At 68.2% G+C, this 25,827-nt stretch carries 21 protein-coding genes; 6 read left to right on the top strand and 15 right to left on the bottom strand.

Annotated features, from left to right (window positions below; all coding sequences use genetic code 11):
• Nucleotides 1-4: 4 nt before the first annotated feature.
• From pheT to infC, 7 genes are all read right to left on the bottom strand, one after another.
• Complete coding sequence (gene pheT / locus ACT2B0_RS20605) at nt 5-2,452, bottom strand: phenylalanine--tRNA ligase subunit beta (RefSeq protein ID WP_473460118.1); 2,448 nt, start codon at nt 2,450-2,452, stop codon at nt 5-7.
• Entirely contained in the window at nt 2,449-2,874 is a 426-nt protein-coding gene (locus ACT2B0_RS20600; protein WP_473460117.1) for a GFA family protein, read from the bottom strand. The genes pheT and ACT2B0_RS20600 overlap by 4 nt, the downstream gene beginning before the upstream one ends.
• A complete protein-coding gene (gene pheS / locus ACT2B0_RS20595; RefSeq protein WP_473460116.1) occupies nt 2,871-3,956 on the bottom strand; it encodes a phenylalanine--tRNA ligase subunit alpha in 1,086 nt (361 codons plus the stop codon). The genes ACT2B0_RS20600 and pheS overlap by 4 nt, the downstream gene beginning before the upstream one ends.
• Before the next feature lie 158 nt (nt 3,957-4,114).
• On the bottom strand, nt 4,115-4,516 hold the full coding sequence (rplT, locus tag ACT2B0_RS20590; protein WP_473460115.1) for a 50S ribosomal protein L20: 402 nt from the start codon (nt 4,514-4,516) through the stop codon (nt 4,115-4,117).
• Nucleotides 4,517-4,557: 41 nt separating this feature from the next.
• On the bottom strand, nt 4,558-4,758 hold the full coding sequence (gene rpmI, locus ACT2B0_RS20585; protein WP_473460114.1) for a 50S ribosomal protein L35: 201 nt from the start codon (nt 4,756-4,758) through the stop codon (nt 4,558-4,560).
• Between the two features lie 189 nt (nt 4,759-4,947).
• Nucleotides 4,948-5,601 carry a methyltransferase family protein gene (locus tag ACT2B0_RS20580; RefSeq protein WP_473460113.1) on the bottom strand — a complete coding sequence of 218 codons (654 nt, stop codon included), beginning with the start codon at nt 5,599-5,601 and terminating at the stop codon, nt 4,948-4,950.
• Nucleotides 5,602-5,659: 58 nt separating this feature from the next.
• On the bottom strand, nt 5,660-6,196 hold the full coding sequence (gene infC, locus ACT2B0_RS20575) for a translation initiation factor IF-3 (protein WP_473466145.1): 537 nt from the start codon (nt 6,194-6,196) through the stop codon (nt 5,660-5,662).
• 209 nt (nt 6,197-6,405) lie between these two features.
• Here infC and ACT2B0_RS20570 point away from each other — a divergent pair, with 209 nt between their 5' ends.
• Together ACT2B0_RS20570 and ACT2B0_RS20565 are read left to right on the top strand one after the other, a co-directional pair.
• Nucleotides 6,406-7,185 (top strand): alpha/beta hydrolase, encoded by a 780-nt coding sequence (locus ACT2B0_RS20570; RefSeq protein ID WP_473460112.1) that lies wholly within the window; start codon nt 6,406-6,408, stop codon nt 7,183-7,185.
• 222 nt (nt 7,186-7,407) lie between these two features.
• A complete protein-coding gene (locus tag ACT2B0_RS20565) occupies nt 7,408-7,851 on the top strand; it encodes a DUF2852 domain-containing protein (protein ID WP_473460111.1) in 444 nt (147 codons plus the stop codon).
• A 74-nt stretch (nt 7,852-7,925) separates the two neighbouring features.
• Here the strand turns inward: ACT2B0_RS20565 and ACT2B0_RS20560 are convergent, their stop codons facing one another.
• On the bottom strand, nt 7,926-8,198 hold the full coding sequence (locus tag ACT2B0_RS20560) for a hypothetical protein (RefSeq protein ID WP_473460110.1): 273 nt from the start codon (nt 8,196-8,198) through the stop codon (nt 7,926-7,928).
• A gap of 178 nt (nt 8,199-8,376) precedes the next feature.
• Between ACT2B0_RS20560 and ACT2B0_RS20555 the strand changes: the two genes are divergently transcribed.
• Nucleotides 8,377-9,135 (top strand): M48 family metallopeptidase, encoded by a 759-nt coding sequence (locus ACT2B0_RS20555; protein ID WP_473460109.1) that lies wholly within the window; start codon nt 8,377-8,379, stop codon nt 9,133-9,135.
• 51 nt (nt 9,136-9,186) lie between these two features.
• Here the strand turns inward: ACT2B0_RS20555 and ACT2B0_RS20550 are convergent, their stop codons facing one another.
• On the bottom strand, nt 9,187-10,284 hold the full coding sequence (locus tag ACT2B0_RS20550; RefSeq protein WP_473460108.1) for an AI-2E family transporter: 1,098 nt from the start codon (nt 10,282-10,284) through the stop codon (nt 9,187-9,189).
• A gap of 121 nt (nt 10,285-10,405) precedes the next feature.
• Between ACT2B0_RS20550 and ACT2B0_RS20545 the strand changes: the two genes are divergently transcribed.
• The 3 genes from ACT2B0_RS20545 to ACT2B0_RS20535 all read left to right on the top strand — a co-directional run bounded on the left by ACT2B0_RS20545 (nt 10,406) and on the right by ACT2B0_RS20535 (nt 13,579).
• Nucleotides 10,406-11,047: a phosphoribosylanthranilate isomerase gene (locus ACT2B0_RS20545; RefSeq protein WP_473460107.1), complete on the top strand. Its 642-nt coding sequence runs from the start codon at nt 10,406-10,408 to the stop codon at nt 11,045-11,047.
• 125 nt (nt 11,048-11,172) lie between these two features.
• A complete protein-coding gene (accD, locus tag ACT2B0_RS20540) occupies nt 11,173-12,096 on the top strand; it encodes an acetyl-CoA carboxylase, carboxyltransferase subunit beta (RefSeq protein ID WP_473460106.1) in 924 nt (307 codons plus the stop codon).
• Nucleotides 12,097-12,247: 151 nt separating this feature from the next.
• Complete coding sequence (locus ACT2B0_RS20535; protein ID WP_473466142.1) at nt 12,248-13,579, top strand: bifunctional folylpolyglutamate synthase/dihydrofolate synthase; 1,332 nt, start codon at nt 12,248-12,250, stop codon at nt 13,577-13,579.
• Between the two features lie 253 nt (nt 13,580-13,832).
• Here the strand turns inward: ACT2B0_RS20535 and trxA are convergent, their stop codons facing one another.
• The 6 genes from trxA to ACT2B0_RS20505 form a co-directional block, all read right to left on the bottom strand.
• Nucleotides 13,833-14,162 carry a thioredoxin gene (trxA, locus tag ACT2B0_RS20530; protein WP_280951747.1) on the bottom strand — a complete coding sequence of 110 codons (330 nt, stop codon included), beginning with the start codon at nt 14,160-14,162 and terminating at the stop codon, nt 13,833-13,835.
• Nucleotides 14,163-14,228: 66 nt separating this feature from the next.
• A complete protein-coding gene (gene addA / locus ACT2B0_RS20525) occupies nt 14,229-17,750 on the bottom strand; it encodes a double-strand break repair helicase AddA (RefSeq protein ID WP_473460105.1) in 3,522 nt (1,173 codons plus the stop codon).
• Nucleotides 17,747-20,872: a double-strand break repair protein AddB gene (addB, locus tag ACT2B0_RS20520; RefSeq protein ID WP_473460104.1), complete on the bottom strand. Its 3,126-nt coding sequence runs from the start codon at nt 20,870-20,872 to the stop codon at nt 17,747-17,749. Before addB ends, addA begins: the two co-directional genes overlap by 4 nt.
• Complete coding sequence (locus ACT2B0_RS20515; protein WP_473460103.1) at nt 20,869-21,603, bottom strand: nucleotidyltransferase family protein; 735 nt, start codon at nt 21,601-21,603, stop codon at nt 20,869-20,871. The genes addB and ACT2B0_RS20515 overlap by 4 nt, the downstream gene beginning before the upstream one ends.
• Complete coding sequence (tsaE, locus tag ACT2B0_RS20510; RefSeq protein ID WP_473460102.1) at nt 21,600-23,093, bottom strand: tRNA (adenosine(37)-N6)-threonylcarbamoyltransferase complex ATPase subunit type 1 TsaE; 1,494 nt, start codon at nt 23,091-23,093, stop codon at nt 21,600-21,602. Before tsaE ends, ACT2B0_RS20515 begins: the two co-directional genes overlap by 4 nt.
• Before the next feature lie 6 nt (nt 23,094-23,099).
• On the bottom strand, nt 23,100-25,658 hold the full coding sequence (locus ACT2B0_RS20505) for a sensor histidine kinase (RefSeq protein WP_473460101.1): 2,559 nt from the start codon (nt 25,656-25,658) through the stop codon (nt 23,100-23,102).
• Nucleotides 25,659-25,827: the final 169 nt, after the last annotated feature.

The raw sequence follows: 25,827 nt of genomic DNA, 5'->3' as shown, positions 1-25,827 counted from the left end.
TTGTTCAGCCGCGCAGGACGCCGCCGGTCTGCTTTTCGACATTGGCGAGGATCCGGGCCGACAGCGCCTCGAAATCCTCGTCGGTCAGCGTGCGCTCCTGCGGCTGGATGGCGACCTCGATCGCCACCGATTTCTTGTCGGCCCCGAGCGCGGCGCCCTCGAACACGTCGAACACCGACACGCCGGCAATCAGCTTCTTGTCGGCGGCCGCGACCGCGCGCGTGAGGACGCCGGCAGCCACGCCTTTGTCGACCACGAAGGCGAAATCGCGCTTCACCGCCTGGAACGGCGACAGGTCGAGGCGCGGCTTGGTGCGGGTCGCCTTGGCCTTGGGCTCGGGCAGGGCGTCGAGATAGACCTCGAAGCCGCAGATCGGCCCGGCCGCGTCGAGCGCCTCCAGCGTGTCGGGATGGAACTCGCCGAACGTGCCGAGCAGGTTCTTCGGCCCGAGCTTGATCGTGCCGGAACGGCCGGGGTGATACCAGTCCGGCCCGCCGGCCTCGATCGTCAGCTTGTCGACCGGCGCGCCGGCCGCCTCCAGCGCGGCGAGCGCGTCGGCCTTGGCGTCGAACACGCCCACGGTCGCCGCGTTGCCGGCCCAGTGCCGGCCCGCGCCCTCCAGCGCAGCGGTGCCGCGGCGCACGCCGCCGGCGACCCGGCGCTGGTCCTCGGGCCGGTCGCCCTGATAGGTGCCCGAGACCTCGAACAGGGCGATGTCGCCGAAACCGCGATCGGCGTTGCGCTGCGCCGCCGCGATCAGGCCCGGCAGCAGCGAGGGCCGCATGTCCGACATGTCGGCGGCGATCGGGTTCGACAGTTTCAGCGCCGGCGCGCCGCCGCCGAACAGCGCGGCGTGGCGTTCGGGAATGAACGACCAGGTGACCGCCTCCATCATGCCGCGCACGGCCAGCGCGCGGCGCGCGGCGCGGGTGCGGTTTTGCAGCGTGGTCAGGATGCGGCTGCCGACGGCCGTCGTCTGCGGCAGCGGCGCCGGCGCGATCCGGTTGACGCCGTGAATGCGCATCACCTCCTCGACCAGATCGGCCTTGCCGTCGACGTCGGGACGCCAGGACGGCACGACGAAGCGCACGACCGCGCCGTCCGTCGCGCCCTTCGGAACGAAACCGAGACGCTTCAAAATGGCGATGCTTTCGGCCCGGTCCACGTCCAGGCCGGTCAGGCGCTTGGTTTCCGACAGCGGGAAGTCGACCTCGCGGTAATGGTGGCCGGTTTCGCCGACAATCTCTCCGTCCTTGGCGGTCGGCGTGCCCAGCACGATCTCCGGTTCGCTCGGCGTGCCGCCGCAGAATTCGAGCACCATGCGCGTGCCCAGATCCAGGCCGGCGCCCATGAATTCCGGGTCGACGCCGCGTTCGAACCGGTAGCGGGCATCGGTGATGATGCCGAGTTCGCGGCCGGTGCGCGCCGTTGCCATCGGATCCCAGAGCGCGGACTCGATCAGCACGTCGGTGGTGCCGTCCTCGCAGCCCGAAAGCTCGCCGCCCACGATGCCGGCGATCGATTCCACGCCGTTGTCGTCGGCGATCACGCACATGTCGGGCGTCAGCGCATACTCCGCGCCGTCCAGCGCCAGCACCTTTTCGCCGGCGCGCGCGCGCCGCACCACCAGGTTGCCCTTCACCTTGGCCGCGTCGAACACGTGCAGCGGCCGGCCGCGGTCGAAGGTGACGTAATTGGTGATGTCGACCAGCGCGTTGATCGGCCTGAGCCCGATGGCGATCAGGCGCTGCTGGAGCCATTTCGGCGACGGGCCGTTCTTCACCCCCCGCACCAGCCTGAGCGCGAAGCCGGGGCATAGATCGGGCGCCTCGAGCGTGACGGAAACCGGGCATTTGCCCTCGCCTTCGACCGGTTCGACCGCGCCCGATTTGAGCGTGCCGAGCCCGGCGGCGGCGAGGTCGCGGGCGATGCCGTAAACGCCGGTGGCGTCGGGGCGGTTCGGCGTCAGGCCGATCTCGATCACCGGATCGTCGAGCTTGGCCCATTCGGCGAAGGACGCGCCCACCGGCGCGTTGTCGGGCAGGTCGATAATGCCGGTGTGCTCGTCGGAAAGCTGCAATTCGCGTTCCGAGCACATCATGCCGTGGCTTTCCACGCCGCGGATCCTGCCGACCGACAGCGTGACGTCGATGCCCGGCACATAGGCGCCCGGCGCTGCGAAGGCGCCGACCAGGCCGGCGCGCGCGTTGGGCGCGCCGCACACCACCTGCACCGGCGCGCCGCTGCCCGTGTCGACCGACAGCACCTTGAGCTTGTCGGCGTCGGGGTGTTTTTCCGCCGTCAGCACCCTGGCGATCACGAACGGCTTCAGCGACGCCTTGTCGTCGACGGATTCGACCTCGAGCCCGATCATGGTCAGCCGTTCGACGATCTCGTCGAGCGAGGCGTCGGTGTCGAGATGGTCCTTGAGCCAGGAAAGGGTGAATTTCATTGTGTGTCTTCCGTCGGTCTCGGTACGCTGGATTTGACGTGTCGCGGCAGCGAATCCGGCATGTGCACGAACGGCAGCTGCTCGCGCACATGGGCGTGATGGGTGGGCTTGTAGGCGGCCGGCTGGTCCATGGCGCCGAGCGTGATCCAGATGTCGTCCGGCAAACGGTCGTCGACATAGGCGATCGGCGTCCCGCAGGCGCCGCAAAAGCTGCGTGCGACCGGGCCGTTTTCAAAGGCCTTTAGCGTGTCGCCCTCGAAGGAGAGCTGTTCGCGGCGAAAGCAGACGAAGGCCGAGACCGGCGCGCCGGAGGCGCGGCGGCAGTCGTGGCAATGGCAATAGCCGACCTCGTGCGGTGCGGCCGTTGCGGAAAAGCGCACCGCCCCGCAGCGGCAGCCGCCGCTATGGAGTGTGTCGGTCATGTGCTGAGCCCTCCAAACAGGGTCGGCAGGTCGAGCGGGCGGAAACCGTAATGCTGCAGCCAGCGCGTATCGGCGTTGAAATAGTCGCGCAGGTCCGGCATGCCATATTTCAGCGTCGCGATCCGGTCGATGCCCATGCCCCAGGCAAAGCCCTGATATTCGTCCGGATCCAGCCCCGACATCCTCAGCACGTTGGGGTGGACCATGCCGCAGCCGAGGATTTCCATCCAGTCGGAGCCCTCGCCGAAACGCACCTCGCCCGGCCTGGACCGGTCGCACTGGATGTCGAGTTCCAGCGACGGCTCGGTGAACGGGAAGAAGGACGGCCGGAAGCGCATGTTGAGCGACGGCACCTCGAAGAACGCCTTGCAGAACTCCTCCAGCACCCACTTCATGTTGGCCACGGTCGAGGTCCGGTCGACGACCAGCCCTTCGAGCTGGTGGAACATCGGCGAATGGGTGGCGTCGGAATCCTGGCGGTAGGTCTTGCCGGGAATGACGATGCGGATCGGCGGCTTTTGCGCCTCCATGGTGTGGATCTGCACCGGCGAGGTGTGGGTGCGCAACAGCTTGCGCTCGCCGTTTTCGCCGGGCGGGAAGAAGAACGTGTCGTGCATTTCGCGCGCCGGGTGGCCTTCGGGGAAGTTCAGCGCGGTGAAATTGTAGTAGTCGGTCTCGATGTCGGGCCCCTCGGCGATCGCGAAACCCAGATCGCCGAAGATCGCGGTGATCTCGTCGATCACCTGGCTGATCGGATGAATGCGGCCGCGCTCGGCCGGGGCCTGGCGCACCGGCAGCGTGACGTCGACGGTTTCGGCCGCCAGGCGCGCGGCGATCGCTTCCCGGTGCAGTTCGGCCTTGCGCGCGGCCAGCGCCTCGCCGACGCTGGTCTTCAGCCCGTTCAGCGCCGGGCCCATCTGCTTGCGTTCCTCCGGCGACATCGTCCCCAGCATCTTCAGCCGTTCGGAGACGGAGCCCTTCTTGCCGAGGGCCGACACGCGCACGGCTTCGAGCGCCGCCTCGTCGGACGCGGCCGCGATCTCGGCCAGCAAAGTCGCCTCAAGCGTTTTCAAGTCTGTCATCTGTTCGGTCACGGCGTTGCTCGCTTGCCCTTGTCGGTACCGTTTCGCGATCCGGTCGGCCGGATCGATGTCTTGCGCGTCACACGGAAAAACCCGCGCCGGCCCTGCCAGCGCGGGTTTCCCAAATACCAGTTTTCGAAAGCTTGGGAAGGCGCTGGTTAGGCTACAGCGCGCTCAAAAGCGTTCGGGGTCGTGTCTTTCAGATATTCCAGCGCGGTCTTCGCCTTGGCGACCAGCGCGGCAAAGGCCTGCGGCTCGTGCACCGCCATGTCGGCCAGCACCTTGCGGTCGACCTCGATGCCGGCCTTGTTGAGGCCGTCGATCAGGCGTCCATAGGTCAGGCCGTGCTCGCGGGCACCGGCATTGATGCGCTGGATCCACAGGGCGCGGAAATTGCGCTTGCGGTTCTTGCGGTCGCGATAGGCATATTGCAGCGACTTCTCCACCGCCTGCTTGGCGATGCGGATGGTGTTCTTGCGCCGGCCGTAGAAACCCTTGGCGGCTTTCAGAACTTTCTTGTGCTTGGCGTGGGCGGTAACGCCCCTCTTTACGCGGGCCATGACATGCTCTCCTTAAATTTCTTCCTGCAGCGTCCGGCGTTTCAAAGGCCGTAGGGTATGAACTTCTTCACGATCCGGGCGTCCGGATCGGAAAGAACGGTCGTACCGCGCGCGTTACGGATGAACTTGTTGGAGCGCTTGATCATGCCGTGGCGCTTGCCAGCGGCCTGAACCTTCACTTTGCCGGACGCGGTCACCTTGAACCGCTTCTTGACCGACGATTTGGTCTTCATCTTGGGCATTTTGCTTTCCTCTTCTTATTGGCCTCGCAAGCGAGGTTATGACGCTCCGGATGGACCAGCATCCGGAAAGCATAAGAAACCGCCACGGCATGCCCTGCCGGGCGGCTCTTTGAACGCGGCCTTATAACGACTGGGGCGTCGAAGGGCAAGAGGGCAAGTCGGCCCCCGAAAGGGTCGGCGCGCCCGCCCTCACGGCATACGGAACAGCACCGGCAGGATGCCGGACTGCTGGAGCGCGTCGATCAGCTCGAAGGCCGGCGCCGCCAGCAGGAACACCATGCCGTCGAGAAGCGTCGTCAACAGGAGCCGGGGCCGAAATCCGCTCGGCTCGCCCTCGTCGTAAAGACCAGGGGCCGGCCAGAAACGCGGCACGCGCCGCAGGTAATCCGCATAGGCCGCGCCGAACATTTCGCGGAGATGGCGTTCCTCGCGCAGGATCACGACGTGAAACGCCGCCGCGCAGAAGATGCCGACGCAAAGGGCGGCGACGAGACTTCCCGTCTGCGCGCCGACGCCGACCGCCGCCACCGTGGAGAAAACATAAAGCGGGTTGCGGGTGATCGAATAGGGTCCAGAAACGATGATCGCTTCGGACTTGCGCCCGCCGATATAGAGCGTGGCCCACAACCGCCCGACGATGCCGCAGAAGATCAGGACATTTCCCAGCATTTCCAGCGTTTCGTGGACGATGCTGTCGGGCGGAAACAGCGACTGGCCGAACAACAAGACGCCGAAGATCGCCGCGATGAGAAGCGCCAGCACAAGCCGGCGCGCACGCTGGAACCCTGCAAGGGCGCGCGCGTCCTTGACCGGCCGATCGGTGTTGGACAGGGATGACGTCATGCGCCAGGTTGCCGCCGCCACGGGCCGCGACCGATGCCGCCCGTGGCCTTCAGCCGCGTCATCGCGGAGACAGAACCATCATCATCTGGCGGCCTTCGAGCTTGGGTTCGGCCTCGACCTTGGCAATTTCCTCCACCTCGGCGCGCACCCGGTTCAAGAGCTGCATGCCAAGCTCCAGATGGGCCATCTCGCGTCCGCGGAAGCGCAATGTCAGCTTGACCTTGTCGCCTTCCTCGAAGAACCGGCGCACGGCCTTCATCTTGGTCTCGTAATCGTGATCGTCGATATTCGGGCGCATCTTGATCTCTTTGATCTCGATGACCTTCTGGTTGCGCCGTGCTTCGGCCGCCTTTTTCTGGGTCTGGTATTTCAGCTTGCCGAGATCGATGATCTTGCATACCGGCGGATCGGAGTTCGGCGCGATCTCAACCAGGTCGAGACCGAGCTCCTCGGCCGCTTCCAGCGCTTCCTGAATGGAAACGGCGCCCCGGTTCTCTCCGTCGGGATCGATGAGCTGGACCCTCGGGGCCCGAATGTCGCGATTGGCGCGCGGGCCTTCCTTGACGGGCGCCGCGGCTTTGTAAGGTCTGCGAATGGTCGTATTCTCCTTGTTCCGTTGACGTTCGGGGACGGTTATCCGGCCCGCCCAAAGCATCGCGCGGTCTATGTCGGTGCGCTCGGGGCCATGTCAATAGCACGAGAGCGCAAAAAAAACCATCTTCCCGCTTGCGCGGCGACTGCGGCGAAAGGCCGGCCTTTGCCGGCGGCACGCCCTGTGCCAAAAGGGCGCCCGGAGGATGACGCATGGCACAACACCCCGCCGAAATGCTCGATGTCGACAACGTGCCGATCGCGGTCCGGCGCCGCCCGGGCCGGGCGCCCGGCCTGGTCTGGCTCGGCGGCTACCGCTCCGACATGCTGGGCACCAAGGCAGAACAGCTCGATCTGTGGGCGGCCGAGAACGGCCATGCCTGTGTCCGGCACGATTATTCGGGCCACGGCGAATCCGGCGGCGCGTTCCGCGACGGCACGATTTCGCGCTGGCTGGCCGAAAGCCTGGCGGTGTTTCGCCATTTCACCGACGGCCCGCAGATCCTGGTCGGCTCCTCCATGGGCGCCTGGATCGCGCTGCGCATGGTGCAGGCACTCAATCGCGGCGCACCCGACGATCGCGTCGCCGGCCTGGTGCTGATCGCGCCGGCGCCCGACTTCACGGTCGAGCTGATGGAGCCGCAATTGACGGACCGCCATCGCCGCGACCTGGAACAGCAGGGCTATTTCGAGGAACCGTCAGAATATGGGCCGGAGCCCAACCTTTACACCCGCGCCCTGTTCGAGGACGGCGCGCGCAACCGCGTGCTCACCGGCCTGATCGAGACCCATTGCCCGGTGACGGTGCTTCAGGGCATGCAGGACACGGACGTACCCTACGCGCATGCGCTGAAACTGGTCGACCACCTGCCGGCCGAGGATGTCACGCTGACGCTGATCCGCGATGGCGATCACCGCTTGTCGCGGCCGCAGGATATCGCCCTGCTGCGCCGCGCTATCGCCGATCTCGCCACGCGCGCGCAGGCCAGCTAAGCGGGTCCCGCCGCGCCGCCAGAACCGGTCCTGGCGGCGGCGACAAGACCGGCCGCGAGGCGCCGGCACGCCTCCTGGCCCGCGAAGAGAGCTGAAAAAAGACAGGTTTCTCAAGAGATTATCCGGTTCTACTTGGCGTTTGTCTTGAAACGATCCCGTTTTGTGCCCATCTCGATTTCATGCAGCCGGATGGGCTGCTTCGAACGGAAGGAACCGGAAAATATGACCACGAGTGCACTGATCCGTCCGGCTTGGACGCCGGCGACGATTGCGCTGATGGTGCTTGGCTTCATCGTGTTCTGGCCGCTTGGCCTCGCCATGCTCGCTTACATCCTGTGGGGCGATCGGCTCGATGGTTTCAAGCGCGACGTGAACGAGGCGACGGATGGGTTTTTTGCCTCCTGCCGCGCCCACAAGGGCGGCCGTCGCAGCCGCCACGCCCGCACCGGCAATGTCGCCTTCGACGACTGGCGCAGCAAGGAGCTCGAGCGCATCGAGGCCGAACGGCGCAAGCTGGAAGAAATGCGCGAGGAGTTCGACGACTATCTGCGCGAGTTGCGCCGGGCCAAGGACCAGGAAGAATTCGACCGCTTCATGGCCGATCGCGAGCGCCGGCGCAGCGAAAAGTCGAGCGACGACAAGGCGACCGGCCTGCTCGACGACTGAAGGCCGGCCCGCAACGATTGTGAACGGCGCCGCATCGACGGCGCCGTTTTTGTTGGCCGCTCTGGGCGGCGCGCTCAGCGGCCGCCCCGATCGTCGCACAGGCCGGGACTCCCGGCGGCCGGGCAGGTCTTGCCGGCCGGCCGGCGCTTGGCGGGCTTCTCGCCGCCCCGCCGGTCGGTTTCGACCGAGGAGGTGACCGCGGGCGTGGCGGTCTTGGCCGGCTTCGAACGCTTGTAGACATGCGGCGGCGGTCCGCCCCCGTCGCGCGCATAGGCGTCGGCGGCGAGCGAGGTGGCGAAGGCGGCAAGCGATATGACGGCCGCCAGCATGGCGATTTTCCTGAACATGGTTTTTCCCTTCTTCTTGCGACGGGCCGATCCCGCCGCTTCGCCTTGGTCGCGGCAGCGCAAGGAAAGGTTCGAAGAAGATGGCGCCGCTGCGCCGGGCCAGGGGCGCCTGCGACGCTTTGGGTCATGCCGTGACGATGTTCTCCCGCTCGGCCGGCGAATCGCTTAACGTCGCGCCATGTTCTCCGGACTGAGAAAACCGCCCGCCCGCGCCAAGCGCGCCGCTCCGATCGAGCGCGTGCACGATGTCGCGGGACGCGCCCTGCCGCTGAAGATCGTCGAGAACGCGCGCGCCCGGCGCCTGACGCTGAGGATCGACGCCGGCGGCCAGGGTTTGCGGGTGACGGTGCCGCCCGGCCTGCCGCCGCGCGAGATCGACCGTTTCCTGGAAACCCACCGCGGCTGGCTCGAGGCGCGGCTGGAAAAATTTCCCGACCGGCCGCAGGTCCGGCCCGGCATCAAGATCCCGCTGCGCGGCGTGCCGCATCTCATCGTGCACGAACCCGGCCGCCGCGGCACGGTCGAGGTGGCGGCCGTCGAAGGCGACCCGGCGCTGATCGTTCATGGCGAGCGCAGGCACCTGTCCCGGCGCCTGGCCGATTTCCTCAAGCGCGAGGCGCGGCGCGACATCGAGGCGCTGGTGGCCCGCCATGCCGGCGCGGTCGGCCGCCCGGCGCGGGCGATCCGCTATCGCGACACGACGAGCCGCTGGGGCTCGTGCACCGCCGACGGGGTGCTGTCGTTTTCATGGCGTATCATGATGGCGCCGCCTGCCGTCATCGACTATCTGGTCGCGCACGAGGTGGCGCATCTGAAGGAAATGAACCACGGGCCGAAATTCTGGAGCCTGTGCCGCACATTGTGTCCGCGCACCGACGAGGCCAAGACCTGGCTCAAGCGCAATGGCGGCGCGTTGCAGGCGATCCGCTTCACCTGATGGCTCGCGGCGCGTCGCCGCCCCATACCGGTTCTCACGCGCGATCCGCGATCACCGGCCCGGCGGCGGCGCTTTCGGGCCGATCGGCACGAGGTTGCTCAACACGGCATAGGCGATCAGCAGCGCCGGGATGGCGATGAAGCCGCCGATCGGGCCCCAGACCCAGATCCAGAAGGCAAGCGCCAGAAGCACGAGGAACGGGTTCAGCGTCAGGGTGCGCCCGAGCACCATCGGGGTGACGAACTGCGCTTCCATCAGGTTGACGGCGAGAAAGGCCAGCGGCGGCACGAAACTGCCGGCAAGCGTGTCGAAGGTCGCCAGCCCGACGGCGAACAACAAACCGGCCATGATCGCCGGTCCGACATAGACCACGAAATTCAACAGCATGGCGAGCATGCCCCAGAGCGCCGGCGACGGCACGCCGATGATCCAAAGCACCAGCGCGACCGTGACGCCGAGCCCGACATTGATGACGGCGATCGACAGCAGATAGCGCGACACCAGGGTCTCGACATCCCTGAAAATATGCGCGGTGCGCCAGCGCAGGCGGCGGTCGGCGACGATCTTCATGATGCCTGTGCGGATGTCGTGGCGCGTCGCCATGAAGAAGAACAGGCTGGCCAGGAAAAGCAGCACCTGGGCGCCGAAAGCCGGCGCCATGATCGCGATGTCGGTGACGTCGCCGCCCTCGTCGACCTCCACCGTGACCCCCGAGCCGCCGGTGACCGTGCGCAGCTCGTTCTGCAGGTCGCGAAGCGTGTTGATGGGCTCGCGAAGCTGGGCGAGCTGGATCTGCAGCTTCTGCCAGATGCGCGGCAGCTCGCCGGTCCAATAGGACAGGGGCCCGATCAAAGCGGCGGCAAACAGCGCCACCAGCGCCACGAACAGCAGGCACACGATCGCCGCCGACAGCCAGGACGGCAGGCCGCGCTTTTCCAGGCGCGTGGCGATCGGTCCCAGCATCAGCCCGATGACGATCGCCAGCGACAGCGGGGCGAGGATGAATTCGCCGGCGACCAGCATGAATACGAAGCCCAAAAGCCCGATCAGCAGCAGCGCGATCATCGCGCCGCGCGCAAGCAAGGTGTCGGGGTTCAAGCTTGTCGCCGGCCCCGGGCGGCGGTGCACGCCCCATTCGAACATGTTCATCGAAAAATCCCGTTGCTGCCCTGTCGATAACACATCCAGGCGCGAAAGGTTCACCCGGCCTTTCGCGGCGCGCGCCACGCTACGGCTCGACAGCGGCATTGGGCGGGGGTATTGCGGGGCAATGGATATCAAGATCTGCGGATTGAGCACGGCCGAAGCTGTCTCCGCCGCGCTCGCGGGCGGCGCCAGCCATGTCGGCTTCATCTTCTTCGACAAGAGCCCGCGCCATGTCGACCCTGGCACAGCGGGCGGTCTGCGACGCGCGGCGCGCGGGCGCGCCCTGGCCGTGGCCGTGACCGTCGACGCCGACGACGCCACGCTCGACGCCATCGTGGCGGCGATGGAGCCCGACATGCTGCAATTGCACGGGCGCGAAACGCCCGAGCGGGTGGCCGCGGTCAGGGCGCGGCACGGCCTGCCGGTGATGAAGGCGTTTTCGGTGAGCGCGTCCGCCGATCTGGCCCCCGTCGAGGCCTATCGCGGCATCGCCGACCGGTTCCTGTTCGACGCCAAACCCCCGAAAGGCTCCACGCTTCCCGGCGGCAACGGCGTTGCCTTCGATTGGCGGGTGCTGGCCGGGCTTGACCCGTCCGTCGACTACATGCTTTCAGGCGGCCTCAACAAAGCCAATATCGGCGAGGCGCTGCGCCTGCTGTCTCCGCCGGGCATCGACGTGTCGTCCGGGGTTGAGAGCGCACCCGGCCAGAAGGATGTTGCCTTGATCGAAGCTTTCCTTGAGGCTGTGAGCGCAAACGCTGGCTGAGCGCGTCCGAATTCCCGCCGAAAGCCGGGCCCGCCCCGGCCGTACCCCTGAAGAACGCCGCCGCGACGATGTCTTGCGACGGCGGACCGACGGCCCCATCTTCTCCTGAACGCGGAGACCGACCGATGAACTGGATCACCAACTACGTCCGGCCCAAGATCAATTCCATGCTCGGCCGGCGCGACATGCCGGAGAATTTGTGGATCAAATGTCCCGAAACCGGCGAGATGGTCTTTCACAAGGACCTCGAGGACAATCAGTGGGTGATCCCGTCGTCGGGCCATCACATGAAGATCTCGGCGCGCCAGCGGCTGAAATTCTTCTTTGACGACGGCCGGTTCGATATTCTCGAAAACCCGAAGGTCGCCACCGATCCGCTGAAATTCCGCGACGAGAAGCGTTATACTGACCGGCTGCGCGAAAACCGCGCCAAGACCGGCATGGACGACACCGTGCTCGGCGCGACCGGAACCATTGAGGGACTGCCGATCGTCGCCGTCGTCCAGGATTTCGCCTTCATGGGCGGCTCGCTCGGCATGGCCGCCGGCGAGGCGATCATCCACGCGCTGGAGACCGCGCTCGAGATGAAGCGCCCGCTCGTCCTGTTCGCCGCCTCGGGCGGGGCGCGCATGCAGGAGGGCATTCTGTCGCTGATGCAATTGCCGCGCACCACGATCGCGGTCGATCGTCTGAAGGAGGCCGGGCTGCCCTATCTGGTGGTGCTCACCAACCCGACGACGGGCGGCGTCACCGCCTCCTACGCGATGATCGGCGACGTCCATATCGCCGAGCCCGGCGCCCTGATCGGCTTTGCCGGGCCGAGAGTGATCGCGCAGACCATCCGCGAAAAGCTGCCCGACGGGTTCCAGAGGGCCGAATATCTGATGGAGCACGGCATGGTCGACATGGTCGTGCCGCGCACCGAACTCAAACCCACCATCGCCCGCCTGCTCAAGATCCTGGTCCATGCGCCGCAGGAACCAGCAATGGCGCAGGAAGAACCGGCCGCGCCGCTGCCGGAAACGCCCGAGGACCAGCCCCGCGTCTAACTCGCACAGGTCGGGCGAACGCCGCGCGGATCGACCGCACCGCGGCGGAGCTTGAACAACGGGTGCCGGTTTCGATGGAGATGATGGCCTGGGCCGGCAGCATCACGATCGGATTCCATCCACCCAGCCATAGTCTGGAAGGGACATGCAGATTTTGACCAGCAAGGCCGATCGTGAGATTGCGCGGCTGTCCACACTCCACCCGAAAGGTTTTGACCTGTCGCTGGGCCGGATCGCGCGGCTGCTCGATCGGCTCGGCCACCCGCATCGCCGCCTGCCGCCGGTGATCCATATCGCCGGCACCAACGGCAAGGGCTCGGCCGCCGCTTTCGCGCGCGCGCTCATCGAGGCAGCGGGGCTGACGACCCATGTCCACACCTCACCGCATCTCGTCAACTGGCACGAGCGCTATCGGCTGGGAGCGGCGGGCGGCGGACGCCTGGTGGAAGACGACGTGCTCGCCGACGCGGTCAAACGGGTCGCGGAGGCCAATGCCGGCGACAAGATCACCGTGTTCGAGATCCTGACCGCCGTCGGCTTCCTGCTGTTTTCCGAACATCCCGCCGATGTCGCGATCCTCGAAGTCGGTCTCGGCGGTCGCTTCGACGCCACCAACATGATCGAGCGGCCGGCGGTATCGGTCATCATGCCGATCTCGCTCGACCACGAATCCTATCTGGGCGACCGCGTCGAGCTGATCGCGGTGGAGAAGGCCGGGATCATCAAGGCCGGCGTGCCGGTCGTGGTCGGTCATCAGGATTCCGACACGGTGCGCGAGGTGATCGTGTCGACCGCCGAGAGGCTGGACGCGCCCTGTTTCATCTACGGCCAGGATTTCCTGGCCATGTCAGAACATGGCCGCATGGTTTACCAGGACGAGGACGGCCTGATGGACCTGCCGATGCCGGGGCTTGCCGGCCGACACCAGCTCGCCAACGCCGCCGCCGCGATCGCGGCGGTCAAGGCGGCCGGGTTTCCGATCAGTACCGGCGATGTCGAACGCGCCATGACCAGCGTGCGCTGGCCGGGCCGCCTGCAGCGCCTGGGCGACGGGCTGATGGCCGCGCTGGCGCCGGAAGGATCGGAACTGTGGATCGACGGTGGCCACAATCCCGGCGCGGCGGCGGTGATCGCCGAGACGCTGGCCGAGCAGGAAGACCGGCATTCGCGCCCGCTTTTCCTGATCTGCGGCATGCTCAACACCAAGGACCAGGTGAATTATTTCCGCGCCTTCGCGGGCATGGCGCGCCACGTTTTTGCCGTGCCGGTCAAAAACACCGAGGCCGGTGTGCCCAATGCCGAACTGGCCGCGCGGGCCAACGAGGCCGGCCTGTCGGCCGAGCCGATCCATTCACCGGCCGACGCGCTGAAGCTCTTGCGGGCAACATGGGACGATGCCGAGCCGCCGCCGCGCATCCTGATTTGCGGATCGCTTTACCTGATCGGCGACGTTCTGGCCGAAAACGGCACCCCGCCGCAATAGGCCGTTCTGCCTTTCACGGGTTCGCAGACCGGCCCATCTTATTGTTTTAACGCGGTTTTGAACGGCGAACCGGCTTCCGCTTCGCCCGCAAACGCTATAGGCGCGCCTCGCGATCGCGGCCGAAGCCAGCGGCTCCCGGCGCTTGCGCGTGCGCGGCGGCGGACCGTGTCCGGCCCGGCGGAACTGCTTCCCCGCCAGCCAACAAAAAAGCCCGGCGCGGCGGCCGGGCTGTTTTGCTTGGATACGCAGCCGGTTACGCGACCGCGTTGTCGATCCAGGCCGACAGCGCGGTCTTCGGGGCCGCGCCGACCTTGATGTCGGCCACTTCGCCGCCCTTGAACAGCATCAAGGTCGGGATCGAGCGCACACCGAACTGGGCGGCCAGTTCCGGGTTCTCGTCGATATTGACCTTGGCGACCTTCACCTTGCCGGCCATTTCCTTGGAGATTTCCTCCAGCGACGGCGCGATCATCTTGCACGGGCCGCACCACTCGGCCCAGAAGTCGACCACGACCGGCTCGGCCGAGTCGAGCACGTCGGTTTTGAAGCTGTTCTTGTCCGTCGTGAGAGGGGACATCGTGATCTCCTTGATCGATCGTTTCGGACTGCATGTGGGGATCGGCGCTGCGCGCGTCAAGCAGCGTTTGTCTCACGCCGCGGTGAGTCGGACAAGGGCTTCGTCCAGCGCGGCGGCCGGCACCCGGACGAGCGCGGGCGCTTCGGTGAACAGCAGGGCGGCCTCGACGCTGCGGCCGGCATAAAGCGGTTGCAGCAGGGCGCGGTAGAGCGCGAGCTGGGCGAGATAGGCCGGCGGCACCGTTGCAAGGCTCAGCGGCGGCGGCCGGTTGGTCTTGTAGTCGACGATCAGCACGTTTTTGTCGGTGACCGCCAGCCGGTCGACCTTGCCCGACACGGCCCTTTCCGCCGCGCCGAGGCGCAACGTGCCCATCAGCGCCACCTCGGCGCGCGAGCCGGCGGCGAACACCGGCGCGAAATCGGGATTTTCGAGAATGTCGCGCACCGAGCGCCACGCGCTCTCGCGCTCGGCCGCCGGCCAATCGGCGCCGAACCGGTCGAGATAGCGGCGCGCGGCCGCTTCGCGCGCGGTTGGCAGAACGTCTGGCAGCATCTGCAGCAGGCGGTGGATCGCGGTGCCGCGTTGCGCGGCCGGCGATGCCGCGCCGGCCGGCGCAAGCACCGGCGAGGCGTCGCGCACCCCCTCCTCGCGCCCCGCCTCGATCAAAAGCCCCGCGCCCGAAGGCGAGAGCGGGCGCGGCAAGGCGGGCGGTGGCGGCAGCGCTTCGGTGAGAAAACCGGGCAGGTCCGGTGCCTTCGGTTCTTCGATTGCCTCAGCCGTGACGTCCGGCGCCGCGCGCTGGTGCGTGACGCGGAACCGCCGCACGCCCAGCTCGGCGACCGGATGTTGGGCGGCAATGACGGGCCCGGTGGCGAAGGCGGCTTGCGCCAGTGTGTGCCAGATGCCGTTCTGCGGCGCACGCACGCCGCGATAGCCGCAGATGATCAGCCTGTCCTCCGCCCGTGTCATGCCGACATAAAGCAGCCGCCGATATTCCTCGCGCGCCCGGTGCGCGATGCCGTCGGCGATCGCCCTCGCCCGGCGGTTGGCGACATCGGCCCCGGAGCGCCACACGAACCCGTCATCGGCCCAAAGGCGTTTTCGCGAGCGGAACGGCATCAGCCGCGGCAGATGGCTGTCGGAAAACGGCGCGGCGCCGTTGTCGACCAGAATGACGATCGGCGCTTCCAGCCCCTTGGAAGCGTGCACGGTCATGATGCGCACCTCGTCGCGCGCCTGGTCCATTTCGCGGCGTATGTCGGGACCGGCGTTTTCCAGCGTCGCCAGAAAGGCTTCCAGCCCGTTCGTGCCGGCCTGTTCGGCGGCCAGGCAGAAATTCAGGAACTCGTCGAGTATGTCGCCGGCCTCGTGGCCCAGCCGGCGCACCATCTTGCGGCGCACGCCGTCGCGCGCCAGGATCGCGGCGAAGAAGGCGAACACCGAGCCGGTGTCGGCCTCGCCGCGCCAGCGCGCCAGGTCGGCGGCGATCGCCTTCCAGCGCGGTTCGGCATCCGCGCGTGCGCGCAGCGCGCCGTAAAGCGAGCGCGCCGGGCCGCGATCGGCCGCAAGCGCGTAAAGCGCCTCCTCGTCGAGGCCGAAAACCGGGCTCTTCAGCAGCGTGGCCAGCGACAGGTCGTCCTGCGGCTGCAGGACGAAGCGGGCGAGCGCCATCATGTCCTGCACCGCGATATGGGCGCGCAGGTTGAGCCGGTCGGCGCCGGCGACCGCGATCTCGCGGTTCTTCAGCGCCCGCGACAGCGCATTGATGAACCGGTCGCGCTTGCGCACCAGAACGAGAACGTCGCCCGGCGTCACCGGCCGGCCGCGGCCTTCGATGACCTCGCCGATCTTCAGCCAGTGTGCGACCGTGTCGGCGACGATCTCGGCCAGCCGCGCCGCCGGCGCCGAGGCATGGTCGACGGGCTCGGTCCAGTCCTCCGGCACCTCGACCTGTTCGGGCGCGATCTGGTCCCACAATTCGACATGGCCGGGCTCGCCGACGCGGATCGCCTTATGCTCGATCGGCTCGGGATCGCGGGTCAGCCCGGCGCGAGCCTCCTCGACGGCGAACACCTGGTCGACGGCGGCCAGCACGTCCTCGGTCGAGCGGAAGGAATGGGCGAGCGTCACCGGTGCGAAACGACCGCCGGCGCTTTCCACCCGGCGCGAGAATTCGCGTTTGTACCGCTCGAAGGCCTCCGGTTCGGCGCCCTGGAAGGAATAGATCGACTGTTTCTCGTCGCCGACGGCGAAGATGGTGCGGTTCGTCTCACTTCTGGCGCCCGCGCCGGCGAAAAAGTCCTCGGTCAGTCGCGCCACCACCTGCCACTGGTCGGGACTGGTGTCCTGCGCCTCGTCGACGAGGATGTGGTCGATGCCCTGGTCGAGCTTGTACTGTACCCAGGCGCCGACATCGGTGCGCGACAACAGCCACACCGAGCGCGTGATCAGGTCGTTGAAGTCGAGAAAGCCGCGCGCCGATTTCAGCCGCTCGTAGCGGGCGATCAGCCAGTCGGCCAGCGTCAGCGCGGCGCGGCTGCGCGCGACCATGCGCCAGGTGGAAAGCCGGTCGGCGGCAGCGGCGATCGCGTCGGCGGCGCGCGCGAACTCGGCCGAAAACTCCGGAAAATGCTCGGCCACGCCCTTGGCCAGGATACGTTCGGTCGGGCGGGGCTCGGCCATGCCGGCCTTCTTTTCACTCAAGAACAGCGCGCGCGCGGCAGAAAAGCCCTCCATGGGGGGCGCCGCGCAGGCGGCGGCCAGCCCGGCGGCGAACGCCTCGGCGGTCTTCTTCTTTGCTTCGCGCGCGACCGCGCCGAAGCGGGCGGCGAGCCCGGCGTCGAAATAAGCGTCCGGCCAGGAAGCGGCGACGATGCCGGCTTCGTCCTCGTCGCCCGAGAAGCCGAACTCCTCCAGGAGGTCGGCGAAAACGCCGCCATCGCCGCCGATCGCGGCGATGAAGCGCCGGAGCGCATCGCGCTTGCCGACGATTTCGTTCAAAAGGGCTTCCAGCCCGTGCTCGCCGCCGGCCGCGAGCACGGTGGCGAACGCCTCGGCGATGCCGGCATCGTCGCCATTGGTGACGCCGGCGAGCAGGTCGCGCCGCGCCTCGGCGACCAGCGCCTGCTCCATGCGCCCGTCGAGCAGCTCGAAATGGCCGGCAATGTTGGCCTCGAGCGGGAAGCGGTGCAAAAGCGCCTCGCAAAAGGCGTGGATGGTCTGGATTTTCAGCCCGCCCGGCGTTTCCAGCGCGCGCGCGAACAGCCGGCGCGCCAGCCGCACCCGCTCGCCGTCGGGCGCTTTTTGTTCCAGCGCCCCGATTTCGGCTGTTAGCGTGCCGTCGTCGAGCGTCGCCCAGCGGCCGAGATCGGCAAACACTCGGGTCGCCATGTTGGCCGCCGCCGCCTTGGTATAGGTCAGGCACAGGATGCGGGCGGGATCGACGCCTTCCAGCAAAAGCCGCATCACCCTGCGCGACAGCACATGCGTCTTGCCCGAGCCGGCATTGGCCGAAACCCAGGCCGACAGGCCGGGGTCGGACGCCAGCGCCTGGTTCGCCAGCGTGTCGGCGGGAATAGTCCGCGATCCGCTCATGCCTCGTCCCCGCCGTCGTCGCCGCCATCGCCGCCGGCCGACCATTCGAGCACCCGGGCGAGATGGTCATAGTCGCCATCCGTGTCGCCCTCCCGGAACGGCAGCGCGCGCGACAGATACCCGTTGGCGGGCTCTTGATAGTGCGCGACCAGCCGTTCGAGCCGCTGCCAGGCTTCCGTGGCCAATTCCGGCGCGCTGCGCGTCTGGCGCTTGTAGGTGAGGATCGATTCGGTCGCGACCTCGCCGTTCGGCCTCAGCCGCACATAGGCGAGATCGGCCGGCTGGCAGGGTCCGATCGCCGTGAATGCGCCGCGCTCCACAAGCGCGGCTTCGAGCGCAAGCTGCGGCGAGACCAGCGTGTGGGCCTGGCCACGCGAGGGACCGGAGCCGGTCTTGTAGTCGAGAATGTCGGCCCGCCCGTCGACGAGAACGTCGATCCGGTCGGCGCGGCCCGACAGATGCGCCCCGGTTGCGCCGATGATCTGCGGCTCGGCCTTGAGCTCGGCATGAGTGGCTGCGATGCCGTCCGCCCGCTTGCGTTCGAAGGCGATGATGTTTTCCGCCATGGCGCTGAAGCGCGGCCACCACACCGCCTCGACATCGGCCGGCAGGCCGGCCTCGGCGAAGCAGCGCCGCGCGACCGCGACGAGCCGTTCGGCCGCGTCGCTGGCGTGCGGGTCGGTGCCGGTCTCGGTGAAGCGGTGCAGGATGTCGTGAAACAGCGTGCCGCGTTCGGCCGCGCCCGGATCGCGCAGCAAGGGTTGCAGCGGTTCCAGTCCCAGGATGCGCTTGGCATAGATCGCATAGGGGTCGCGCCGCAGCGTCTCGACCTCGGTGACCGAGAACCGTTGCGGCCGCGTGTCGACCGGCGGCGTCGGCGCCGGTCGCGGCACGAAAGCGATGTCGGGGCCGGTGTCGAGCGCGCGTGCCCAGCCGGTCAAGGCGGCGCCCCGTTCTCGCAGGCGCGCGGCCTCGTCGGGACCGATCACCGTCAGCAGCCGCTGCAGCCAGCGCGACGGCACCGAGGGCGCGTCGCCCTGGCGCGCGGCGCGGGTCAGCACCAGTTTCGGGCACCCGGCGGCCATGACGAAATCGTGCGCGGCAAGCCCGATCCGGCGTTCGGGCGGCTCGAGCGAAAGCCCGGCCTTCATCATCCGCGACATGAAACGGTCGGCCTGGGCGCCGGCCGGCCACACCCCCTCGTTGAGGCCGGCGACCACCAGAAGATCGACCGATTGCAGCCGCGCCTCCAGCGCCCCCCAGATCGACACGCGGCTGTCGCCGGCCATGGACGGCTTGACCGTTTCCGGCGCGATCAGGGCCGCGAGGATCGCCGGCCATTCCGCGCCGTCAAAGGCGATCTCGGCGGTATTTTCGGTCAACCCGCGCAGGAAACCGGCCATAGCCTCTCCGGCGTCGCCGCCGTAAAGCGCGGCGAGATCGCCGTCCTCGTCACGCGCCAGCCGCTCCAGAAGCTCGACCGTCAGTCGGGCGATTTCGCCCAGACCGGTCTCTTCGGACCGGCGTCGCGCGGCAAGCGGCGCGGCGACCTCGGCAAGTTCCGCAAGCAGGGCGCGCGCGGCCTCGATGTCGCTGGCGCCGAGCCGGGCGAGCCAGAACGGCTTGCGCGGGTCGGCGGCGAAATCGTCGAGCCGGCGCTCGAACAGCGCGGCGAGCGCGGTGATGTCGGGGCGGCCGGTGCCGCCGCGCAGCGCCACCAGTTCGATCAGCTCGCCGAGGCGGCGCGCCGTGGCGCGGTCGCGGCCGAGCCGGAACAAAGGATGTTTGAACAGGGCCAGCAGCGGCACCGGGTCGCCGGGAGAAAACACCGCGGCGACGAGGTCGGTCAGGAACTGGCCGGGCATGGTGCGCGCCAGAAGCGCGCCGCCCGAATCGTCCGCCTTGATGCCGAAGCGCAAAAGTTCCGAGGCGACCCGGCGGGCGAGCGAGCGGTCGCCGGTGACGAGCGCGACGTGGCTCGCGCCCTCAGCCAGGCCCCGGCGCAGGGCGATCGCGGCGGCGAGGCCTTCCTCGCGTTCGTGCGCCGCCTCCATCAGCACCACCGCGTCGAGCGCGCCGGCCGCCAGCGCGGCCTCGATCGCCGCGCGGCCGTCGATCCAGGCATCGGTGGTTTCGGCCGGTCGCAGCGCTTCGTTGACGATCCGCGCCCGTGCGGCCAGCGCCGGCGGCGCGCTGCCGATCTCGACCACGTCGTGCCGCCCCGCGCCGATGGTGGCGATCAGCTTCTTCAACCCGTATTGCGGATGGCCGAAGGCCGAGGCCGGCTGGCGCGGATCGCCGATCGCGTTCCACGACCGGTCGTCGAGCGCGGCGTCGAGGCCGGGCAGCACCACCGCGCCGCGCGGCAGGCGCGCGACCACCGACAACAGCCGCGCGGTAGCGGGTATCGACCCGGTCGAGCCGGCCGCGACCACCGGTCCGCGCGGCGGCGCGGCGGCAAGGCGCCGGGCTTCGGCGTCGATCAGGGCGTTGCGGTGGGCGGCCGGGTTGGTGCGGTCCCGCTCTTGAAGCGCCCGCGGCCAGGCCGTTGTGACGATGTCGAGAAATTCCAGCGTCACCTGCCACCAGGCGGCGAGGTCGCCGCCGACCAGCGAGGCGAGCGCGGTCCAGTCCGCATGCTCGGTCTCGATCTCGTCCATCAGCGCGGCGAGGTCGCGCGCCAGCCAGATCGCGTCGGCCATCGAGGCCGGTACCGTGACCTCCTCCTCGAACAGGGCCGCGACATGGGCCGGCAGCCGCCTTTTCCAGGCTTGCACCAGCGGCGCGAGCGCCAGCAGGCGTTCCATCGGCGCGATCGGCGGGGCGAGGTCGAGCCCGGCCGCGCCCTGTTCGTCGAACAAGGCCGCGTCCTCGTCGAAATCGCCGAGCGGTCGGATGACCGGCAGGATCGCCGAGCCGGAGCCGAGCCGGTCGACGAAGGTGCTGCGCAGCGCGCGCGCGGCCCGGCGCGTCGGCACGTAGAGCGTCACGTCGGCGAGCGCCAGCGGATCGCCGCCGAAGACGAAATCCTCGACCAGCGTGCCGTTCAACAGCGCCTCGGCGAGCGTCGGCAGAAAGGCCGCGCCGGGGGGGATGGAAAAGAGGCGCGGCGCGGTTCTCACCGCGCCTCGGCCTCCGCCAGCGCCGCGTCCAGCGCGGCCTCGGCGAGCGGTATCGCCTCGGGCGTGCCAACGGTGATCCAGCGCCCGGCGAGGGGTTCGCCGAACAGGCGTCCGCTGGCGATCGCCTGGTCGAAATAGCGGTTGAGCGAATGCGGTTCGGCCGTCGCGCCGGCGAAGATGCGCGGATGAAGGATTGCCGCCCCGGCATAGATCGCCCCGTCCGGCGCTCCGCGCGCCCGCTGCAGACGACCGGTCTTGTCGACCGAGAAATCGGCGCCGCCGCTATGGCCGATCGCCAGCGCCGGGTCGGCGAGCATCAACAGGATATCCATGCGGTCGTCGTCCCAGGCGGCCGCCAGCCGGACGAGGTTGGATTGATCCTGGTCGATCCAGAACGTATCGGAATTGAGGACGAAGAACGGCCGGGCTCCCAGAAGCGGCAGCGCCTTGACGATGCCGCCGGCCGAATCGAGCAACAGCGCGCGCTCGTCCGATATCAGCGTTTTCGGCCGGCGCCGCGCGGCGACATGGTCGATGATGCGGGCGCCCAGATGGTGGACATTGACCACGGCGGTTGCCGTGCCGGCCTCGGCCAGCGCGTCGAGCGCCCGGTCGAGCATCGCCTTGCCGCCGATCTTCACCAGCGGTTTCGGCAGGGTTTCGGTGATCGGGCGCAGGCGCAGGCCGAGCCCGGCCGAAAGCACCATCGCGGTGGCGGGGACCGCGCTCATGGCGCGGGCGCGTCCAAGAGCGCGTTGTCGCGATAGAAGGCGGCGACGGGCGCCAGGGCGGGGTGGCGCAGCGCGCGCTCGAGATAGGCGCGGATGCGCGGCATGTGACGCAGATAGCCGGCCTTGCCTTCGCCGCGGTCAAGGCGCACGAAGATGCCGAGAATCTTTGAGTTGCGCTGCGCCGCCATGACCGCGAAATCCCGTTCCAGCCGCTGCGCGTCGAACGGCCCGGCCGATTGCCTGGCCGCACAATAGGCCGACACGATCTGCCGCTCCAGCCCCTCGGGGACGGTCACGCGCGCATCCTGGGCCAGCGATGCGAGGTCGTAGGCCGTCGGGCCGATCAGCGCATCCTGGAAGTCGAGCAGTCCGATCCGGTCGAAGCCTTGCCGTTCGGCCCGCCAGACGAAATTGGGCGAATGGTAGTCGCGCAGGACGATACCGGTCTCGGCGTCCCGGATCGTATCGAACACCGTGTTCCAGGCGGTGGCGAAACGCGCCTTCAGCGCCGCGTCGGCGGCCCGGCCGAGCACATGCGGCGCATACCAGTCGATAAAAAGCGCCGCCTCGACCATCAGCGCATCGCGATCGTAGGGCGGGACGCGGTAAGGCGCGCGGCCGGCGACCGGCAGGCTGTCCGGCCAGGCTTTTTCGTGCAGCGCGGCGAGCAGGCGCGCGGCCTCACAATAGCGCTCCGCCACCGGCTCGCCGGTCGCCGACAGGAACCGGCCGGTTCCCAGATGCTCGAGCAGCAGGAAACCCGCGTCGAGGTCGGCGGCCTCGATGCGCGGAGCTGAGAACCCGCGCGCGCGCAGGGCGTCGGCCATCGCCACGAACGGCGTGACCGACAAGGCCCGGTGCGCGATCTGGTTGTATGAGCGGCCATCCCTGAGCGGCGGCCCGGCCGGTTGCGCGGGCGCGTTCATCAAGATGGTGCGCGCGCCTGCCTCGGTCACCGTCTCGTATGCGCGGTAGGAGGCGTCGCCCTGCAAATGGTGCCGGTGGGCGGCGCCCCGGCCGGCGCCCTGGAGAAAGCGCCTGGCCGCCAGCGAGCGGGCGAGCCGCGCCATCGCGCCGGCCTCGCCGTCGATCGTCGCCAGCCGGCCGTCGCCATGATGGTCGAGCCGCACCGTCAACGCGGCCCCGTCGAGACGGTCGCCGGCGCGCTCGGGCCATTCGACCAGCACCACCCCGGTCTCGGCCAGTTCGTCGAAGCCGAGTTCGTCGAGTTCGTCCGGCGCGGCCAGCCGGTAGAGGTCGCAATGGTGCAGATCGAAGCGCAGCGCGTAGCTTTGCACCAGCGTGAAGGTCGGCGAGGGAACCTCCAGTTCGGGGTCGGCGGCAACCGCGCGGATGATGGCGCGCGCCAGCGCCGTCTTGCCGGCGCCGAGGTCGCCTTGCAGCCGCACGACATCTCCGGGCGCAAGCGCCATGGCGAGGTCGTCGCCCAGGCGCGTCGTGGCCGCCTCGTCGGGCAGGGCAATACGCAACCGCCGCTACTCCGCTGCCGCCCGTGCCCCTTTCGGCGCGACCGGAAAGCGGCAGGTGACGGTGGTGCCGCGCGCCGCGCCGGTGTCGATCTCGACCGTGCCGCCATGCAGCTCGACGAAGCTCTTGACGATCGACAGGCCGAGGCCGGCGCCGCGACGGCGGCCGCCATTGGCGTGGGGTTCGAAGCGCTCGAACGCCGCGTCGAGGATCTCGGGCGGCATGCCGGGCCCGTCGTCATGGACGCGGAACTCGACCTGGTCGCCGATCATCCGGCAGCTGAGCGCGATCGTGCTGCGCTCGGGGGCGTAATTGGCGGCGTTGGACAAAAGGTTGAACAGGATCTGGCGCAGCCTGTTCTCGTCGGCATGCAGGCTCGGCGGCGCGTCCTTCGTGTCGACGGCGATCGCGATCTGGTGCTCGCGCAGCTTTTCGCCGATCAGTTCGGCCGCTTCGCCGACGATGCGGGTGACCTGCACCTCGCCGATTTCGAGCTGCATGATGCCGGCGTCGACCGTGGCCAGGTCGAGAATGTCGTTGACGATCGTCAACAGCACCGAGGAGGAAGACGCGATGTGGCCGACATAATCGCGCTGGCGCTCGTTGAGCGGACCCGTATCGGGCATCGTCAGCAATTCGGTGAAGCCGATAATATTGGTCAGCGGCGAGCGCAGTTCGTAGGAGACGTGCTGCACGAAGTCGTTCTTGAGCTGGTCGGCTTTCTGCAGCGCCTCGTTCTTGTCCTGCAATGCGCGTTCGAAGTTCACGCTGTCGGTCACGTCGACAAAGGTCGTCATCACCTGGCCGTTGGGCAGCGGGATCATCGCATAGGACAGGATGGTGCCGTCGGCGAGTTCCGTCTTGCCGTGGGTTTCGAGCCGTTCGTCGTCGAAGCCGGTCACGGCGGCGACGAAGTCGGTCCACGGACTTTGCGGACAATTTCGCTCGCACGCGTCGCGGATATTGGCGATATGGGAGCTGGTGCCGATTTCGGCTTCGTCGAGGCGCCACAGCGCGATGAAGGCCGGATTGAACAGCCTGACGCGTCCGTCCGGCCCGAAAACCGCCACCCCTTCGGCGAGATTGTCCAGCGTTTCGCCCTGAACGCGCACGGCCGCATTGTAGCGGCTTTCCAGGTCGAAGCGCTCGGTCATGTTTTCGAATACCCAGGTCACGCCGCCTTGCGGATGCGCGCTGGCCACGACGCGGATCGTGCGCCCGTCCGGGATGTGCCACCAATGTTCCTGGGGCTCCACGGCCCGGTAGGCCGACAGCAGGTTTTCCTTCCAGCGCCGCCATTCCGGCTGCTCGGCGAGCTTGCCCTCACTGCGCAGGCGGTCGAGGAACATGGTGTTGTCGGGCCGGGCTTCCAGGAAGGCGTTGTCGAGCTCCCACAATTTCTGAAAAGCCTGGTTGTAGAAACGCAGCTTCTGGTCCGCGTCGTAGATCGCGACCGCTGTCGAAAGCTGGTCCAGCGTTTCGGCGTGGCTTTTGACCGTACGCTCATATTCGGCCCGCAGCGCCTCGAGGTCGCTCTTGTCGACCGCCAGGCCGGCGGCCACGCCATTGGCGCAAACGCTGGTCACGGAATAAAGCCTGCGGTCCCCGTCGACCACGGCGGGAAGATTCCGGCGCAATGCCGGCTCGCTCAGGTGTTGCCGTGCGATGTTTTCCCGCGCCTGGGTCGCCAGCAGTTCCTTGCCCTGGGCGACCGCCGCGTCGGGCGTGTCGCAATCCACCGCCGCGGCATAGGCCGCGTTGACGGTGCGCAACCGGCCGGTCTCGCTGCGCAGCCAGAACGGCATGTCGAGATTGGCGACCAGCGCCAGCACGGCTTCGTGCTCCGTCGCCAGCGCGGCGTGCTCGGCCTTGAGCGCGGCGTGCGCGGTCTGGCGGCGGGTCAGCGAGACAAAACGCACGATCGCGTGCGAGGTCGACCGGCGCCCCAGCACCTCCAGGAGCGTGCCCGATTGCGCCTCCACCACCAGATCGAAGGATGTTCCGGCCTCGCGCAGCGCGGCGACCGCATTGTCGAGCATGGCGGCCGAGCGCGCCGTCAGCCAGCGCCCGAAGGCGAGGAAGGAGCTGCGCTCGTCGGGAACGCCCGGCGCCGCGGTCAACGTGCCCACCAGATCGGGTTTGTGCCGGTCTCCCGCCCACACCACGGTTCTCTGATCCCTGGTGGTCAGCATCGCTTCGGCGCGCTGTACGGCCGCGTTCAGTTCCGCGATCCGCTCGCGCAGCACGAGGTTCTCCGCGGCGATGCGGCCGCGCTCGCGGATCAGCCAGATCGCCGACAGCATCGCGGCGCCCATCACGCCGGCGAAGGTGGCGATCTGGATCACTTCGGAGGCGCCGAATGTCATGTTTTTGAGAACGTCGAACCCGGCTTTGGGAATATCCTGGGCGCGCGCGAGGATCGTCGACGACAGATAGCCGGTCAGTCCGACGCCGGCGGCCAGGCGCAATCGCGCACGCCCGTTGCCCGCGCGTTCCGGTCGGTCCGCTGCCCTGGCCTTGTTGTCATGCCCGCTGATCCCCGAATCCCGCGGGCCTTGTCCTGGCATCCCTTTTTCCTCTCCGCCGCATGAACGCCATGGCCGCCCGGCCGCATCGTCGGCGATGCCCCGTCCCGGGCGCGCCATCCTGGCGAATCACGTCACTGTACCGGCCAAGCGAATCGGCGTGAAGAAGGGTGCGCCACAAAAGTAATGCCGGGCGGTTTGTCAACCGCCC

Source organism: Nitratireductor sp. J20-h4, from assembly GCF_056780505.1.
Note: the sequence above shows the minus strand (reverse complement) of the source record. Positions and strands in the feature narration are given on the sequence as shown.

Excerpts from the sequence above, each read along its gene's own strand:
- ACT2B0_RS20565 (WP_473460111.1), top strand. The coding sequence starts at position 7,408 with ATGACCACGAGTGCACTGATCCGTCCGGCTTGGACGCCGGCGACGATT.
- ACT2B0_RS20580 (WP_473460113.1), bottom strand. The coding sequence starts at position 5,601 with ATGACGTCATCCCTGTCCAACACCGATCGGCCGGTCAAGGACGCGCGC.
- rpmI (WP_473460114.1), bottom strand. The coding sequence starts at position 4,758 with ATGCCCAAGATGAAGACCAAATCGTCGGTCAAGAAGCGGTTCAAGGTG.
- ACT2B0_RS20555 (WP_473460109.1), top strand. The coding sequence starts at position 8,377 with ATGTTCTCCGGACTGAGAAAACCGCCCGCCCGCGCCAAGCGCGCCGCT.
- ACT2B0_RS20550 (WP_473460108.1), bottom strand. The coding sequence starts at position 10,284 with ATGAACATGTTCGAATGGGGCGTGCACCGCCGCCCGGGGCCGGCGACA.
- ACT2B0_RS20560 (WP_473460110.1), bottom strand. The coding sequence starts at position 8,198 with ATGTTCAGGAAAATCGCCATGCTGGCGGCCGTCATATCGCTTGCCGCC.
- ACT2B0_RS20545 (WP_473460107.1), top strand. The coding sequence starts at position 10,406 with ATGGATATCAAGATCTGCGGATTGAGCACGGCCGAAGCTGTCTCCGCC.
- ACT2B0_RS20515 (WP_473460103.1), bottom strand. The coding sequence starts at position 21,603 with ATGAGCGCGGTCCCCGCCACCGCGATGGTGCTTTCGGCCGGGCTCGGC.
- ACT2B0_RS20570 (WP_473460112.1), top strand. The coding sequence starts at position 6,406 with ATGGCACAACACCCCGCCGAAATGCTCGATGTCGACAACGTGCCGATC.
- pheS (WP_473460116.1), bottom strand. The coding sequence starts at position 3,956 with ATGACAGACTTGAAAACGCTTGAGGCGACTTTGCTGGCCGAGATCGCG.
- ACT2B0_RS20505 (WP_473460101.1), bottom strand. The coding sequence starts at position 25,658 with ATGCCAGGACAAGGCCCGCGGGATTCGGGGATCAGCGGGCATGACAAC.
- pheT (WP_473460118.1), bottom strand. The coding sequence starts at position 2,452 with ATGAAATTCACCCTTTCCTGGCTCAAGGACCATCTCGACACCGACGCC.
- rplT (WP_473460115.1), bottom strand. The coding sequence starts at position 4,516 with ATGGCCCGCGTAAAGAGGGGCGTTACCGCCCACGCCAAGCACAAGAAA.
- ACT2B0_RS20600 (WP_473460117.1), bottom strand. The coding sequence starts at position 2,874 with ATGACCGACACACTCCATAGCGGCGGCTGCCGCTGCGGGGCGGTGCGC.
- accD (WP_473460106.1), top strand. The coding sequence starts at position 11,173 with ATGAACTGGATCACCAACTACGTCCGGCCCAAGATCAATTCCATGCTC.
- addA (WP_473460105.1), bottom strand. The coding sequence starts at position 17,750 with ATGAGCGGATCGCGGACTATTCCCGCCGACACGCTGGCGAACCAGGCG.